Annotated in this window: 9 protein-coding genes; 5 read left to right on the top strand and 4 right to left on the bottom strand. The window is 40.6% G+C overall.

Annotation, left to right across the window (positions count from 1 at the left end):
* Positions 1-19: 19 nt before the first annotated feature.
* The gene (locus tag KNQ07_RS13105) at positions 20-409 is read right to left on the bottom strand and encodes a RidA family protein (RefSeq protein ID WP_214767176.1); all 390 of its coding nucleotides are present in this window, start codon (positions 407-409) and stop codon (positions 20-22) included.
* A 110-nt stretch (positions 410-519) separates the two neighbouring features.
* Here KNQ07_RS13105 and KNQ07_RS13100 point away from each other — a divergent pair, with 110 nt between their 5' ends.
* The 5 genes from KNQ07_RS13100 to KNQ07_RS13080 all read left to right on the top strand — a co-directional run bounded on the left by KNQ07_RS13100 (position 520) and on the right by KNQ07_RS13080 (position 9,460).
* Entirely contained in the window at positions 520-843 is a 324-nt protein-coding gene (locus KNQ07_RS13100) for a nucleoside triphosphate pyrophosphohydrolase (protein WP_214767174.1), read from the top strand.
* Positions 840-3,152: a DEAD/DEAH box helicase family protein gene (locus tag KNQ07_RS13095; protein WP_214767172.1), complete on the top strand. Its 2,313-nt coding sequence runs from the start codon at positions 840-842 to the stop codon at positions 3,150-3,152. Before KNQ07_RS13100 ends, KNQ07_RS13095 begins: the two co-directional genes overlap by 4 nt.
* 307 nt (positions 3,153-3,459) lie before the next feature.
* Positions 3,460-5,049, top strand: a complete 1,590-nt coding sequence (locus KNQ07_RS13090) for a type I restriction-modification system subunit M (protein WP_214767170.1) — start codon at positions 3,460-3,462, stop codon at positions 5,047-5,049.
* Positions 5,042-6,274, top strand: a complete 1,233-nt coding sequence (locus KNQ07_RS13085; RefSeq protein ID WP_214767168.1) for a restriction endonuclease subunit S — start codon at positions 5,042-5,044, stop codon at positions 6,272-6,274. The genes KNQ07_RS13090 and KNQ07_RS13085 overlap by 8 nt, the downstream gene beginning before the upstream one ends.
* 24 nt (positions 6,275-6,298) lie before the next feature.
* Complete coding sequence (locus tag KNQ07_RS13080; protein ID WP_214767166.1) at positions 6,299-9,460, top strand: type I restriction endonuclease subunit R; 3,162 nt, start codon at positions 6,299-6,301, stop codon at positions 9,458-9,460.
* 52 nt (positions 9,461-9,512) lie between these two features.
* Here KNQ07_RS13080 and KNQ07_RS13075 read toward each other — a convergent pair whose 3' ends face one another.
* From KNQ07_RS13075 to KNQ07_RS13065, 3 genes are read right to left on the bottom strand one after another with little or no spacing between them, the layout of a single operon-like run.
* The gene (locus KNQ07_RS13075; protein ID WP_214767164.1) at positions 9,513-14,189 is read right to left on the bottom strand and encodes a DEAD/DEAH box helicase; all 4,677 of its coding nucleotides are present in this window, start codon (positions 14,187-14,189) and stop codon (positions 9,513-9,515) included.
* Positions 14,186-14,995: a hypothetical protein gene (locus tag KNQ07_RS13070; protein WP_214767162.1), complete on the bottom strand. Its 810-nt coding sequence runs from the start codon at positions 14,993-14,995 to the stop codon at positions 14,186-14,188. Before KNQ07_RS13070 ends, KNQ07_RS13075 begins: the two co-directional genes overlap by 4 nt.
* A gap of 36 nt (positions 14,996-15,031) precedes the next feature.
* Positions 15,032-17,245 (bottom strand): hypothetical protein, encoded by a 2,214-nt coding sequence (locus KNQ07_RS13065; protein ID WP_214767160.1) that lies wholly within the window; start codon positions 17,243-17,245, stop codon positions 15,032-15,034.
* Positions 17,246-17,554: the final 309 nt, after the last annotated feature.

The raw sequence follows: 17,554 nt of genomic DNA, 5'->3' as shown, positions 1-17,554 counted from the left end.
CGTGACGTGTTCCAAAATATTAAACTAATCCTAAAATTTCAACCTCAACCAAAGCACCTTTCGGCAACTCCTTGACGGCGATGCAAGATCGTGCCGGGAAATGGTTATGCGGAGCAAAGTAATCCGAGTAGATATCATTAAACGCAGCGAAATGATCCATACTCGTTAAGTAACAGGTCGTCTTAACGACACAGTCCGGTGTCAGACCAGCTTCTTTTAAGATGGCATCGACGTTTTTCATGACCTGCTCTGTCTGCTCCGTAATGCCACCGACGACCATTTCACCAGTTTCCGGATTGATCGGGATTTGACCGGAAGCGTATAACGTACCGTTGGCGATAAAACCTTGCGAATAAGGACCGATGGCAGCGGGAGCGTTGGTTGTTTCGATTTTCTGGAATGAACTCATGAAAACTCCTCCTCTAATCTAAAATAAATCGTATGTAGAACGTGCTATCTGCCTTGAACTATAGGATAATTTTTACAACACCATCACCATACTTACAAGGAGTGAATCCAATGCCTCTTTATCATAAATTAGTCCGGGATCAGATTCCAACTATCATTGCTCGGAACGGAAAAAAAGCGACGTTCCGGACACTTAACGAGGAAGAATTCCTCGTTGAAGCGAAACGGAAGTTGCACGAAGAAATAGCCGAATACGAAGAAGCAACTACGACCGAAGAAGCGGTCGAAGAATTGGCCGACTTATTGGAACTGATTCACGCGCTGGCCCGGACGCACGGAACGACACCGGAGCAACTGGAAGCAATCCGGCTTGCGAAACACGATAAGCGGGGCGGCTTTGATGACAAGCTGTATCTGATTGAGGTCGAAGATTGATTCCGGCAGCCAAACTGACGACACACGATTTGTATACGTCGTTGGTCGATGCCATTGACCAAGCTGATGAAGTCTATATCGTCGCCGCCTTCGCACAACGCTCGGGTGTTGAACTGTTGTTACCGGCGTTACGTCGCGCCATCGAACGGGGAGCGGATATTCATTTTTTGATTGGCGACTACTTACATATTACGGACCCGGAGGCGTTGGCAGAATTATTGAAACTGGACGGTCTGTCGATCCGGTTTTATCGCTCCGGCGGACGGGCGTTTCATCCGAAAGCCTATTTGTTCCGCAATGCAGAGACCGGTCTGTCGATTGTCGGCTCATCGAATATCTCTAAAAGTGCGTTCCGGACCGGTGTCGAGTGGAACCTCCATTTGCCGCAAGCTGTCGCGCCGCATATTTTGGATGATGCGATTGAGGCATTCATGGACCTTTACTTAAGTGAAGCAGCTCAAGACCTGAATCCGGTCGTCCTCGAAGCGTACCGGCAGGAACATGACGCACGGCAATATGTCGCAGAACCGGAAGTTGACTATGCGGAGCAACAGATCGTCACGTCCGAGGAGATTCTGCCGCACCGGGTGCAGGAGGAAGCATTACAGGCACTCCGGGAAACTATGGAAGAAGGACGGACGCGTGCTTTGACTGTGCTTGCGACCGGTCTTGGGAAAACGTATCTCAGTGCATTCTTTGCACGTGGTTTTAAGCGGATTCTGTTCCTCGCACATCAACGCGAGTTGCTGGAACAAGCGGAACGTTCGTTTCAAAAGGTCGAACCCAATTGGCAGACGGCTTTGTATATCGGATCAGACCGCACGAACGATGAACAGACGGACGTGCTGTTTGGATCGGTCCAGACGTTATCCCAAAACCGGCATCTCGACCGGTTTGCAAAAGACCATTTTGATTTGATCATCATCGATGAGTTTCATCATGCAGCAGCTAAAAGTTATCAAAAGATCCTGGCGCATTTCGAACCACGTTTTTTGCTGGGACTGACAGCGACGCCGGATCGGATGGATGGAGCGGACGTCTATGCACTGTGCGACAATAACGTTGCCTTTCAAATGCACTTCACGTCAGCAATCAACGAAGGATTTCTGACACCGTTCCATTATTACGGGATTCATGACGTCATCGACTATTCGCAATTGCGGCGGATGGGACGGAAATATGATGCGATGGAACTGGAACAGGCGCAGATTGATCGGGCAGTCTCGGAAAACATCTATGCCGCCTGGTCGAAGCACCGGCAGACGAAGACGATTGGCTTTTGTTCGTCAATCGGCCAAGCCGAATACTTAGCGCAGACATTCCGGGAAATGGGACACCAAGCGATCGCTTTGACCGGACAGACCATCAATCGACGGGAGCGGATCCAAGAGTTTGAACAGGGAACGTTAGAGATCGTCTTTACGGTCGATTTGTTTAATGAAGGAGTCGATATTCCGAAAGTCGATACGTTACTGTTTTGCCGGCCGACGGAATCGATTGCAATCTACACGCAGCAAATCGGACGAGGCTTACGTTTAGCGAATGAGAAATCACATTGTGTCATCATCGATTTGATCGGCAACTACAAAAATGTCGAGACGAAGTTGATGTTGCTTGGAACAGTAAAAGACAAACTCCAGCGTGGCGATACGGAGCCGATTACCCCACCAAAGGGATGCATCATCGAGTTTGATACACAAGCATTGAATATCATTCATCGGATGCGTCAACCGAATCAGCGGAAACTACGTTTGATTGAGAGTTACGAACAACTGAAGCTCGATTTCGGGCGTCGTCCGACTTACGTTGAAATCGGTCAATTAACAGCTGTACCGACAGGCTATAAACAAGAGTGGGGATCGTATGTCGGTTTTCTGAAAGAACAAGATGAGTTGACGGACGAAGAAATTGGCACATTTAATACTAACCGTGAGCTAATTGAACAGGTTGAAAAGACAGTGATGAACCGGAGTTATAAGATGGTCGTCTTGCTGGCGATGCTCGAGCGGGGCGAAGAACGCTGGATGGAACCGATTACCGCAGAGGAAGTGGCGCCGTTCTTTTATGAGTATTTGCATGCGGAGAAATACCGGGAAATGAAGGATGCACAGACAGCTGAATTAAAAGGGGCGTTTGATGCAACTAAAGTAGAAAGACTATTGAAGAAGATGCCGTTTCCAAAGATGGGAAAGCCATTTGAATTTGATGGTGACACGTTATCCATCGAAATGCAGACATCGGAATGGAAACTATTTAATGTCATCAAAGACATCATTCATTTTCGGATTCACTTGTACTTTTCAAATTAATTAATTATACAAGTTGTGAGCTGAGGATAAAAAGATTCAAATGAAAACTATTATTCGAGTACTTGATGCAGGCGGAACAATCATTTCTCTAGCAGACTACGATATATATGAAGATGAGGTGTTTTATACCGGGCGAATCATAAATTGACAATGACATAAGTTGAATGGAAATATAACTAATAGGTTCATAAATCAAATAAGGACTGTAATTAGAAGAAAATAGTAACTGATTAATCTATAATGATAGTAGAAGAACATTTTTAAATAGAGCTACTATTGGTTGCTCATGGAATGGAGAGAAATACACATGTCAGTATTGAACCAACAGCTATTTAGCGCAGCAGATAGTCTGAGAAGCAAGATGGATGCCTCGGAGTACAAAAACTACTTACTCGGATTAATTTTTTATAAGTACTTATCAGACAGAGTTTTAGAAAGAGTGGTCACGTTAGCAGATAAGTCTTTTGAGGATTATGATACGCAAGCAAAACAAACATTGTTATATATAGAACTGCTCTCTGATGAGGAGATCAAAGATGATTTAGTGGAAACACTTGTCGATATGCTCGGTTATGAAATTGCACCAGCTTATCTATTTAATGTCTTAGCGGACCAAGCGCAACAAAATACGTTTCAATTACCTGATTTAACGAAAGCGTTTAGTTATCTTTCGACGAAGTATATTCAATTCAATGGCTTATTTGATGATGTCGACTTACAGTCGAAGAAACTTGGGTCGGGTGACCAACAACGGAACATTACGATTACTGAAGTATTGAAGAAATTGAACCATGTCGAGTTGCTGGGTCAAAGTAGAGATGTGATTGGTGACGCGTACGAATACTTAATCAGCCAATTTGCCTCAGAAGCAGGGAAAAAAGCAGGAGAGTTCTATACACCGCATGAAGTTTCAGACATGATGGCGCGGATCGTCACGATCAATCATGAAGATAAAAAGTTATTCAGTGTCTTCGATCCAACGATGGGGTCGGGCTCGTTGATGTTGAATGTACGGAATTACTTAAATCATCCAGATACGGTCAAATATCATGGACAAGAGCTGAACACGACTACATTCAATTTAGCGAAAATGAACTTAATCTTACACGGTGTGAAAAGCGAAGATATGCGTCTTCGTAACGGAGATACATTGAATAAAGACTGGCCAACAGATGAACCCTATACATTCGATGCGGTCTTAATGAATCCTCCATACTCAGCACATTGGTCAGCGGATACAACGTTCTTAGATGATTCACGTTTTAATCGTTATGGAAAATTGGCACCTAAAACGAAAGCTGACTTTTCGTTTCTTCTTCACGGTTTCTATCACTTAAAAGATTCTGGATCGATGGCAATCGTACTACCACACGGTATTTTATTCCGTGGAGCAGCTGAAGGGGCTATTCGTAAAAAGTTATTAGAAGATGGAAGTATCGATGCAGTCATAGGGTTACCAGGAAACATGTTCTTTGGAACATCAATTCCGACGACAGTCGTCATCTTGAAAAAGAACCGTGAGACACGGGATGTTCTCTTCATTGATGCAAGCAATGATTTTGTCAAAGTAAAGAATCAGAACAAACTTTCTACTAAGCATATTGATCGAATCGTTGAGACGTATAAAAAACGGAAGTGTGTAGAAAAGTATGCTTATATCGCGAGTTTTGATGAAATCAAGGGAAATGATTTTAATCTTAATATTCCGAGATATGTTGATACTTTTGAAGAGGAAGAAGAAATCGATTTGGCAGTAGTCGGTAGCGAATTAAAAGAAGTTCGTGAGAAAAAAGCTAAGTTGGAAGCGGACCTATATGAGATGATTTCTTCACTTCAGTATAATAAAGAAGATGAAGAATGGATTCAAGGAGCGCTAGAGGTGTTTATAAATGAATAATTCCCCTTTAATTCGTTTCCACGGATATTCGAATTCATGGAAAAATCTTAAGTTGAAAGAACATTCTAAATTGATAACTAAGGGTACTACACCAAAAAGTAAAACTATTAAAGGTGACATAAACTATATCAAAGTAGAAAACTTACGTAGTGGAAAAATATTTGTTTCTTCAAAGATCTCTGAGAATGATCACTTCTCATTTTTAAAAAGATCTATTTTACATGAAGGAGATATTTTATTTTCAATAGCTGGTACTTTAGGGCGAGCAGCAATAGTTAGAAAATCAATTTTACCAGCTAATACTAATCAAGCTTTAGCAATAATCAGAGGTTACAATTTTAATAGTACTTTTTTGTTGACAGCTCTTTCAGGGAAAGTAGTAAGAGAATATGTTCAAAAGAATCCAACCGTAGGTGCACAACCAAACTTATCATTAGAGCAGGTTGGTAATTTAATTATTTCGTCACCCCTTATAGAAGAGCAAAACGAAATTGGTATATTCTTTGAGAAAATAGACGATACTATCTCTCTTCATCAGCAAGAACTTGATGCCCTTAAACAAACTAAAAAAGGGTTTTTCCAAAAAATGTTTCCGCAAGAAGGGCAATATACTCCTCTTCTTCGTTTTAACGGGTTTGATGGATCTTGGAAAACTAAAAATCTTGGGGATGTATTAGAATCTATTTATAATGGACAAACACCTTCAAGAGATAGAAAAGATTTTTGGAATGGTCAAATAAATTGGTTATCTAGCGGTGAACTCAATCGAGGCATTGTAAAATCAACTATTGAGAAAATAACTAAACTTGGGCAAAGTAATTCTAATCTGAAAATTGTACCTAAAAATACTTTTGTAATTGCAATTACAGGGCTAGAGGCAGCTGGAACAAGGGGAAACTGTGGAATACTTGATATAGATACTACATTAAATCAATCATGTATGGCTCTATTTCCTAAAAAAGATTTATTGGATACTACTTTTCTATTCCAATGGTACAGAAAAGTAGGAGAAAAATATGGCTTACGATTTACTCAAGGTACAAAACAACAAAGTTATAATGCGGAAATCATAAAAAAACTAGAAATATGTTTACCAAGTTTAGACGAACAGATTCAAATCGGTAAATTTTTTAAAGAATTAGATGAAGTTATTGAATTAAAAGAACAAGAACTTGAAGCACTAAAGAATACCAAACAAGGTTTCCTTCAAAAGATGTTTGTATAATCAACTAAGAAGAAAAGAGGAATCGTGGTGAAACTGACATATGATGATGAACTGACTGTTGAACGGCGATTGATTGAGGTCCTCGGCGAAGACCACAATCAATGGAACTATCGTCCAGACTTAAAGTCCGAGGCGGATCTATGGAGCAATCTACGCCATAAGATTACGCGGAATAACCTATCAGAGATTGGGGAACATCCAATCACTGACGCAGAGTTCGATAAAATCAAGACAGAGTTACTTTCTAAGACGCAGACCCCGTTCGATGCTGCGCGCTGGTTAAAAGGCGAAAATGGCATTTCACGTATTAACATCGAACGTGAAGACGCCAACCTGGGATCGATGTCACTCATTCTTTATTCCAACCAAGATATTGGTGGTGGCATATCGACGTATGAGGTCGTCCATCAAATCGCGAAACAGCGGTCGACAGAGGACGGACGCGATCGTCGTTTTGATGTCACGCTCTTGATTAATGGCTTACCAATCGTTCAAATCGAGTTGAAGAAAGTGACGGCGAAGGATGGTGTCTTCCAAGCGCATCATCAAATCAAGAAATACGCGGAAGAAGGCTTGTTCCGGAACAATATCTTCTCAACACTGCAATTGTTCGTCATTTCGAATGAACAGACGACCCGTTACTTTGCCAATGCGCTTCCGAAGGATATGCACCGGAAGTTTATCTTCAGCTGGCGGACAACCAACAATCAGAAAGTCGATAATCTGTATGAGTTCGTCAAACAAGTTTTGAACATCCCTGATGCACACCGTTTGATTGCGAATTATACGATTGTCAGTGAAGATCAAGACAACAAAGCTTTGATGGTCCTGCATCCGTATCAGATTCATGCAATTGAAGCCCTGTTCACTGCGGCGATGCGTCATGAATCAGGCTTTGTCTGGCATGCGACAGGATCCGGGAAGACGTTGACGAGTTTCGTCTCGACAAAGTTATTGGCACGTAAACCAGGTGTCGACCGGACAATCATGTTAATTGACCGGAAAGACCTGGATAATCAAACAACCAGTGAATTCACGAAGTTCGCCTCGGAGTTCAACACGGGCATCTCAACTGGGACAGGTTCCGCGAATAGCTTGATCATTGGCACATCGAGTTCGAAAAAATTGAGCGAGACACTACTGTCTGATACGAACTCCAATACCGTCATCATCACGACGCGTCAAAAGCTCGAGGCCGCATTACGTTATGCCCAAAAACAAGAAGCTGAAAAAGGAACGCAACGGTTCCAAAAGCTGATCGGGCAGCATATCGTCTTTGTCGTCGATGAATGCCATCGTGCTTTGAGCGCGGAAGGAATGGAAGGCATCAAAGGCTTCTTCCCGAACTCGACCTGGTTTGGCTTCACCGGAACACCCATCTTCAACGAAAATAAGAAGCAGGGACAAGGACAATTGGCACGGACGACACGTGATCAATACGGTGAGGTTTTACATACGTATACGATCAAGAACGCGCTCGAGGATGGATCTGTTCTCGGCTTCCAAGTTGAACACGAGGACACGATTGAGCCCATCTCCCTCTACAATCATATCTTTTCGAATCTACGAGCAGATGCTAAGCATGCTGACCGGACTGACGAAGAAATTGGTACCTTGATCGAAGAGATGGATGAGATGACGAAAGAGGCGTATATCCCGAATGACCTATATGAACGAGACGCGCATATCGAGAAAGTTTTGCAGAAGATGTTCCGTCCGGATAATGCCTATACGAAGTTTGACTTCAAGAATGGTCGACCACAAAAATCGGCAATCTTGACGACGAGCTCGATTGCGATGGCGAAGCGTTATTACCATTCCATTCGAGAGATGAAGCAGGATCCAGATTGGATGGAGACACACTTTGCAGGACATCCGATTCGAAAAGGACGAACGATCGACGATCCGGACTTCCCGCGGATCGCGATCACCTATTCGATGCAAGAGAACACAGAGAACGCTACTGAAGTCCAAGAGGAGATGCGCCAGGTCATTCGCGAGTATAACGAATACTACGGAACGGCCTGGTCACTGGAAGACATCGAGCGTTACAACGGCGACATCAACAATCGATTAGCACGGAAAAAAGCGGAGTTCAAGCAATTCGGGAAACAGATTGATCTTGTCATCGTCGTCGACCGATTGCTGACCGGATTTGATGCCCCAACGATTCAGACATTGTTCGTCGATCGGAACCTTAGTTATGCGAACTTGATTCAAGCCTTCTCGCGGACGAATCGCACGTATCCGGACAAGACAAAAGGACTAGTCGTGACGTTTCGTCGACCAGCGACGATGGAAGAGAACGTGAGAGCAGCGACTCGTCTTTATTCGAATGAAAATGAAGACACGAGCCTGATTTATCCAACATACGATGAATCGAAGAAGCGATTCAAAAAAGGCTACAAAGTATTAAAGGATATCGCTCCATCACCAGACGTTATTGATGAACATTCTCCGATTGACGAACGTGTAGAATTCGTTAAGGCTTATCAAGAATTCAATCGAGTATTCGAAGCGCTAGCTACATACGATGAATACAATGATGATATGGAGAAATCAAAAGCTTTAGTGGATCAAGTACAGGTGCTTACGGATTTTGCTGGTATATATGAAACGGTAAAAGGATCTCTGATTGAAGACGAAGATGACAGTGATGAAGAACGAATTGATTATTCCGAAATCGAGTTTTACGCAGAGAACTCGATTAAGCTGTATGACATCGATTCAACCTATATCAATCAATTATTAGGCACGTACTCTGCTAACAGTGAAGACATCCGCTTGGAGATTGAAAAGGCGCTACAAAAACTCGGGAAATCAGAAATCGTGAAGACGGTCTATCATACGATTCTAGACGCGATTGATAACGAAGTCGTCTCATCGGATGAAGATATCTTTGGCGTGAAGCGGCGATACTTCAAACAATCTTATCAAGAAAAAATTGAAACATTTGCTTTAGAATGGTGTGTAGATGAGCAAGAGCTATATACTTCAGCAGTCCAGTATCATATCGGGATGGAGAAGATTCCGAACGTGGGGCGGATTATCGAAAGTAAAGATTTTGCATCTTATAAAGAGACACATCCCGATGCGATTTTATTAAAATACGGACCAGGCATGAAACGTTCGTGGCGTATCGTATTGGATGAGGAAATCATTCCGCTTGATCAAGAGCTTCGTTAATAATGTAAAAAGTCTTCCACATCTGTTTTTCAGGTGTGGAAGACTTTTTTTGTTAGTTAATGCTAAATAGGTCGATGACGTGTTGTCTCTGCAATTGATCATGGAGGAATTGATTACGATACGAACGGAGACATGTATAACAACTTGTTTTCACATCACATGTACAGTGTTGAATACTTGTTCGCACATGATCCATGATTTCTGGTAGTTTACGACTGACTGCTTGGACGAATCCGGCACCTCCCGGGACATCATCATATAAAATCAAATCATACGTGGCTGTAGAAGCTTCGTAATGGATGACACCACCTAAATTATCTTCATTGATTTGTAGGAGGAAACTTGCAGAGCGAATCAAAGCGAATAATAAAGAATAGGATTTATTCGAATCATGAAGTTGACGTCCATTGGAAAAACGGAAAGATAACAGTAACACATCTGTCGTGAACTGATGACCGAGAGAAACAGGTGAATGATTCACCATCATTCGCTCTTTTGAATGACATGTCCCTCCAAAAGGAGTACTGTGTTTCTTCTTGTCCTCGACCTGTGTCCCACACGTCGAACAGATTCGGTATTGTTTCCCTTTATTATCATTAACGACTGAAAGAGTTCCGTAATGAGAATACGTATAGTCCAGTTCGTACCGATTACCCTCCACATGAACCTGCTCTGGCGTGACTTTTTCGTCATATTCTGCGAAGAAGACACGTGAGCCGTAGGCTTTTTCTGGTCGACGTTCTGTACTGAGTGGCTTGGCTTTTCCGTAAAAACCAAACTTCGGAATAGCATAATATTTAACCCGAAGCGGTTCTCCGCATTTCTCGCAGTCCATTTCTCGTTCATCATTGACTCCATATTTACCTACATAACTGTACTTATTACAATTATGACAATGTGTGTAGTGATGTACCGGTAATTGTTTTCCTTCGATTAGCTTTAAACCGGTCGATTCAATCAGCATGCCATTCGCGACTAGTTTACTACCTGGAGCATATTCAGATATCGCTAGTTTCAAGTCACGTTGTAGACGAAGTTTTGAGCGATAGTTAGGATCAAGTAATTTCATTTCAACCGTATCGACAGGGAACCCGTACTTTGGTAAGAAGCCTTTTGCAGAGAGATATCCGATTAGCGGTTCTCCTTGAAGTGTCGCAATCATCCTCCTATAAGACTCTACATTATTACGTTGCGCAGATTGTTCGTTGTAAATCGTATTAAGATTATGAAGATCTGTCTCATATTGAAGAGAAGCACTATGGAATGCTTCGAATGGGTCATCGACCGTGTTTACCCAGCTCCAATCGTCAATACCTAAATCTTGTTGAAGGGTTACTGGAACGATTGATAAAAGTTGACGTTTTAGGTGAGCCGGATGTTCTTTTAACCAAGAGATGAATTCTTCATGTCCTTTCGTACCGCTGTCCTCAAATCGATAGAATCGTTCACAATTACCATAAAAATGTGAATCTTCTTTAAAGAATAAGGAAAGGGCCGTGGCATGGATGTGTCGACGAATAATTTTTTCATTTTCAATAGAAAAAATAGGTGCCTTAATGTCTCCTGCAATCATGTTTTTAGGATTGTCGAAGTAAGTCAAATCATGTGATTTTTTTTGAGCGAATGTCAAAGCGAATGCTGCAGCAGACGAGCTTCGTCCAGCACGACCAGCACGCTGGATGTAGTTACTTGTCTTCGGCGGTACATTTCGCATGAAGACGGACTCCAAGCTTCCGACGTCGATTCCCATTTCAAACGTCGTTGAGCAAGATAAAACGTTAATGTCTTTATTAATGAATTGATTCTGATACTCTTGTCCAAGACGATTCGATAATTGGGCTGTATGCTCCTTGACGACCATATCGACCGGTAATAAATTCTGATACATTTCTCTATAGTCTTTACCCTGGTCAAATAATTCGACCGTAGTCTTTTTCAAATGTCCTTTGCAGTTGCGGGTTTTACAGATACCAGCGTCATGTGTATGAACTATTTTACAAAGCGTACAGACATAAATATAATCTGGAACATATGCTTTGAAGTGATTTGCTTGTAAAAGCCAATAGTCGGAGTGATTTCTCTCAGTGTCATAATGATCAAATACTCTATGAAGTGGCGATTTTTGATTAATTAATACCTTGTTAAATAGATTCATGAGTGAGTTTTTGATAGTTTCTGAAGTATAAGGCACATCATAGCGATCATAATACCGTTCAAACCATTGAAAAAATACATTCGTTCTTTTTGGTACGAAATTTTTTACATATGTTGTTGGATAACCACCTGTTGAGACGATACCGTAGACATGATCTTTTGGAGCGAGTAAGACATGTCTTCTATCAAGGTCCTTCGAAATTCCAACAATAGCCTGAAGTCGTAAATAATAAAAAATTGTCATCAAGAAAGGCCAGGTATGCTCAGGTTTAATTTGCATTTGTTTTGAGATGATGGTTTCGAGCTGATTTTTTTGTGTAGGTTCTAACGGTAAATCAAATGCAATCATTCCGAGGTTCTCTAGTGAAAAATCATCGTCACTCAAAATGAATTCACGGAACAGTCGTAGCTTGATTTCTTGATCAATTGTTAAACCCTCAAAAGGTTGAATCGAACGTGCACCACTTAGGTGAAGTACAAGATTTTTCCATTCTTCAATCGAGATAGGAACAGTTGATTCTTTTATTGCACGCGCGAAGTAAGAGCGCCAAAGTGTATTACGGTACGTTCGATCTAGAAAAGGAGCAAAAAAGGCAGCGTCCTGTCGAGAATCAGAAAAAACGATTAAATTTTGCGTTTCATAGGAGTCTTTTACTTCTTCTGATGTGATAGGTTCCTCACTTACGAACCAATCATCTTCTGGACTGATTACGGGTTGTTCTGATTGTTGCTTAGGATTTCCAAGAACCAGTTCTTGATACAGTTGTGCAGCAAGTGCTGAGGTTACCCCGTCCGCCCCTGTATAGAAACGACGAATTGCATCAGTATTATGAGAAGGAAGTCCACACGACATACAGGAAGGTGATTGTTCCAAAACGTTAATTGTTGAGATACGTCGCAGTGGCACATCACATTTACAAGGTTCATCTTTCTCTGATGAAAAACGTGTTGCTCCGCACGCAGGACACCAATCTTTTTGAGAGGTGACTATTATCTCATCGTCCTCTAAATCAGAAGCGAGCTCATTTGTGGATTGAAAGCTAAAAATCGTATTTAGTTGTTTTCCATCTTTGCTTTTCGGTAAAAGTCGACCAGCGTCCGGTGCGTGACCGAAACAATGCACTTCTCCACAACGTCGACAGACACCCATCTCATAAATCGGATGACCGGATTCCGATTCATGTTTTGGAAACAAATGAAGTTTTTCTCGCGGATAAACTTCAAGATAAGCCCCTTCTAATGCTCGAAAGAAAGTATGATATTTTGCGGGTAGCAGCTTAGGTCGTGTCTCATCTTTGATTAATGTTGTGATATCAATTAATGCAATCAAGCGCTCTATCGCTTTTTGTTGAACTAATTCAGGGAAAATTTCGTTAGCTAAATCGATTAATAAGTGAACTTCACTTAATTTTTTACGCAAGGTATGGAGGCGTCTGTCCTGTGCCAATAACTCATATATGATTTCACGAGGCTGACCAGAATAATTCTGCAAGTAGCCAAAATGTTTCAAATCAGGTATGCGGTTTTGATCATAGCACGTCTGTAATTCAACATAGACGTTAGAGTCAGGAAGTTCGATTGCTGGATAGAGTTCATCATAATCGATACGTTCAGACATGATGAGTTGCTCGTTTTCTAATGAGAACGGTTGATCGAACAATTTACTAGCGAACGACATGACTTCACGTTTAGCTTCATCAGATGAACCGAGTGTCGCAGAAGTAGCAATGAATTGTAAGGGAGTATTTTCTTCCACTTCGGTTTTTAATCGTCGAAGTAGCATAGCTACTTCTGCTCCTGTTGCACCATCATACGTGTGTGCTTCATCTAACACGACGAAACGCCAGTTTTTTTTGAAAATACCTGAGAACAATGTGTTATCTTCTGGTCGCATCATCAAGTACTCCAACATCGCATAGTTGGTAATTAAGATATGAGGTGGATTTCGACGTATTTCTTCTCGCGACAATCGCTCATTGGGTAGCGGATTTTCTTTGTGTTGTGCTTTATAGGCTTGAGCAGCATTAATTTTCTTTTCTTCCGTTTCGCCCGTAAATCGACCGAACGTGATGTCTGGTGTATCTTTTAGTAATTTCCGGAGTCTATCGAGTTGGTCATTAGCAAGTGCGTTCATCGGATAAAGTAAAAGCGCACGTACTCCGTCTGTTAGGACATTTGCTTGTTTTTGTTCCAAAAGATGATTGAAGATTGGTAATATGAAGCTCTCTGTTTTACCAGACCCGGTTCCAGTAGCGACGACAAAGGATTTTTTCGTTTTAGCGAGACGTATGGCACGTTCTTGATGACGATATAAACGAAACGTATCTCCACCAGGCAAGAAACGTGCGATATCTGGATGGACGATATTCTCTTGAATTAGCTCCGTGATCGTTTTACCAGGTTTGTAAGGGAGCGTTGCTTCTAAATAGGGACCCTTTAAAAACTGATTATTAAGACGAAGACTTTGTTTGAACTGTTCGTGCAACGTTTGATTATTGATCTTAAAAAAAGACGTCAAATAATCCATGTATCGATTTTGGAGACGGGCAGTGGCATTTATTGGGTGAATACTCATGTTCGTTCCTCCCAAGCGGTTACAAGATGATAGCTGTCGTGACTCAAGTCTTTAATAGATACAGCTGGAAGCTCTCTTAGCTTTTGATTGATTCGTTGTTTGGCACGTGTGTTTAGACAAGGTGAGAGTCCTAAAGCCAATAGTTTTGTTCGTAAAGTAATGTAAAAGAGTGTCGGAAATTGATTCATGTTGACACTTATCGGAAACTCTCGTTCATTGATTAATTTCTGTACCTTGAGCGGAAGCTTGTCCGCCTTAATCCATTTTTTAATTTTAGAGTCTGCCCACTTGAGCTCACTCTCAATATGCAGTTTATATGAGAAGACTTCGTTCGGATCTTGATAAAAACGATCATCGAGATAAGGATTGCAGCTATCAATGATGTTGAAATCAAGAGGGTGCAGATTTTCAGGATTAAATCGTTTGAATTGCTGACGTAGTGCATGTCGGTCAGATAAATTTAGCTGCGAGAACGTCCTTAAGTGACCAAATGCCTCATCGGTGAGCCTTGTCGTTCCAGTTTTTGTATAGAATGATTGTTGGTGTTTTAATGGCCATAAATAGATACTGAAGGCGTCGACCCAGTATTCCCATGAAACATGATTCGTATCGATTGTAGCGATTGTTAATTCTGCTAGCTTTGAAGATTCTATAATTCGTTTTAATAGGAACGGTTGGATGTCGGTGAGCTGTTGAAAATAGGCTGTCCCATAGGTATTCAATTTATGGATGAAAGATGCCCAATTTGTTTCGTCTAATGAATGAACTAAAGAGATTAGTTTTTCGGTGGATAACGCTCTTTGCAATTTCGGGAAGGTGATGACATCGTCATCTCCCCCGAACTAATCTGTCTCATCCTTGATTCCATTGACAATGACGTCGTGGTCAGAAAAGGGACTCAGGCAGAGATGATTGGAACCTTGAGGTAAAATAAAGATTGCTTCATTTTCGATTAAGCTATATGGATGAAAAACTTTGAATTTAATATCATATTCAAGTCGATGTTCTAGATGGATGGTGAATGATTCATCCATGTGGAGTAAAGGGTGAAGCTCATCTGTAAAATGACAAATGAATTCGGATTGATCATTAATAACGAGTGTGATGCTGCCAGATTCGAAACGTTTTAGTACATGATGGCAAATGTTAAGAGAGATGACATTCGTATAATGATTACGTTTAATCGAAATTGGTATCCGTTCAGATTTTTTTGAATTACTAACGGATAAATAAGCATGAAAAATTTCTTGTGATGGATAAAGTCTAGTGATTCGGATTGAGATATCATCTACTTCTTCTGGTGTATATACTTTACCGATCCCATTTTTAGAGAGGATTTCATATTCGAAAAATACTTTATTGAAGTCGACACTATAAAGAGGGTGACCAGCAATTGTGAATGTCAAAGATGTAGATGCCTTTAAGTAATCATTCGATATATCAATATTCTGTTCTTTTGAACTGAATGTCTTTGTCGAAATACGAATTTTTTGAAGATGTCGTGATGAAAAACGAATATGATCTTGATAACGTCGATAATAAAAATCTCGTGGAAAAAGTACGAAACTTAAATTGTAAGCATGATCTTTATATTGATCTTTTAGATGTAAGGTAACCCGTTGTAGTAAATTCCGATTAATATTTAATTTTTGAAAATCTAAAATCAAATCTTCTCCTTGTTGCATCAAGCCGTCTGAAAATTGTTCGAAGGTGAAGGTCGAATTATTGACCTGTAAAGACCAATTTAATAAATCCTGAAAACTTTCAAGGTCATGGAATCGTAATTTTGGAAATTCCGCATAATGCTTTTCGGTCGAGTAAAAAAGTGGTGGTGTATCTAAAGTGACTTCTACTTTTGACGTTGTGACGAATTGTTTTCTGATGAAACCCTCTTCTGATTGGAAGTAAAGTTCGGTATCACTTTGAATCGAAAAACGTTTATACTCAAAACCACTCCAAGACTTATGAGAAACAGGTCGATAGGATTCATTCGTTGAAAAATTCGATGGTTTGACGATAACCACTTCTGTTCCAGCTTCAACGTAGTTTCCTCGTAATAAATCATAGTGACTCGTCTCTAACTTTTGCTTGAAGTAATAGGGATAAGTTGATGTTAATTCGTAGACTTCTTCCTCTGAGTCAATCATCAGTGTTAGTATTTTTTGGCTTGGAGAATAATCAATTTCAGTATCAACAGGGTGAAAACGAACTGAATGCTCAGTAGCTTCACGTTGACAAGGAATCGTTTGATTTCCAATCATCCAATAGGCGCGACGAGCATTTTCTCGTTCAACGATAGGAAGCTTCAGACGTGGACGGTGACGCACTTCGTCCCAAAAAATAAATTGTCGCCGAGAATGTTTTTTTCGTTCTACTTGAGCAATTTTTTGAATTGCCTTTAGATTTTTATGCATATAGGGTGGAAAAGAGCTAATCGTTCGCTTTTCCATGAAAAATTCTTTTAAGCGAAAAAGAGGTTCTAGGTTCCGTAAACTTTGTTCGATATAAAGGAGGATTGGTTTTTTTAATTGATCTGACCATTGCCATTGTCCGTTTATAACTTGACGAATTGCACTGGGTAACTGTCTTCGTTGTTCAATCACTTGGCTAATAAAATAATTATATATATTTTCCAGAGCATAAATTGAAGTGACACCTGAATGGATTAAAGCCGTTAGATAGTAACGCCGATGATTATCCACAGATCGATAGATTGAGTTTCGGAGTAGGGCGATATCCATCTCTTCTTTCCAATCATTCACGAAATTGCCGTTTACTGAATAGAAGTTAGCGAATAATGTCCAAAAACCTGCATCTTCCTGATCTAGCGCGATAGTCGATGTAGCAAGTAAACAAGTGAAGGGGTAATGACTCCAAAGCCTATTTACAATACGACGGCTTGAATCATGCCATCTACTTTGAAATTGTTTATTCATCCATTTCTGAAGTGCCACGATGTCTTCACTTTTTAAAGGAAGTTCATGCGCGAACTGGAGGTCATGCTCCTGCCAGTAAGAAGACCACTCCGCCTCCTTCTGAGAAACGTGAAATTCCATGATGAAACCCTCCTTCTCAACAAACTACATAATGTATATATATTTTCTATAAATATCTAAAAAGACCTCTTTATTTTCCATCCATAATTAAAAAACTGTCCAACACTTAATATACCATTATAATTTAAATAATGTAATATTAAGGTATTTTAGATTGTAAATTTTCTAAAAAAATAAGTGATAAAAAGCATTGACCTAAAGTTAAAAAATCATTTATTGGGAATTAATTGATAAAGTAATATTGAGTTGTAAATATCTTTGCTTTTGTAGTGAATTCGAATTTCTAAAAAACTAAAAATATGTAAAGAA

Origin of the sequence: Exiguobacterium sp. s145, assembly GCF_018618835.1 — a bacterium.
GTDB classification, from domain to species: domain Bacteria; phylum Bacillota; class Bacilli; order Exiguobacteriales; family Exiguobacteriaceae; genus Exiguobacterium_A; species Exiguobacterium_A artemiae.
The sequence above is the reverse complement of the archived record's forward strand: the minus strand, read 5'-3'. Positions and strand labels throughout refer to the sequence as shown.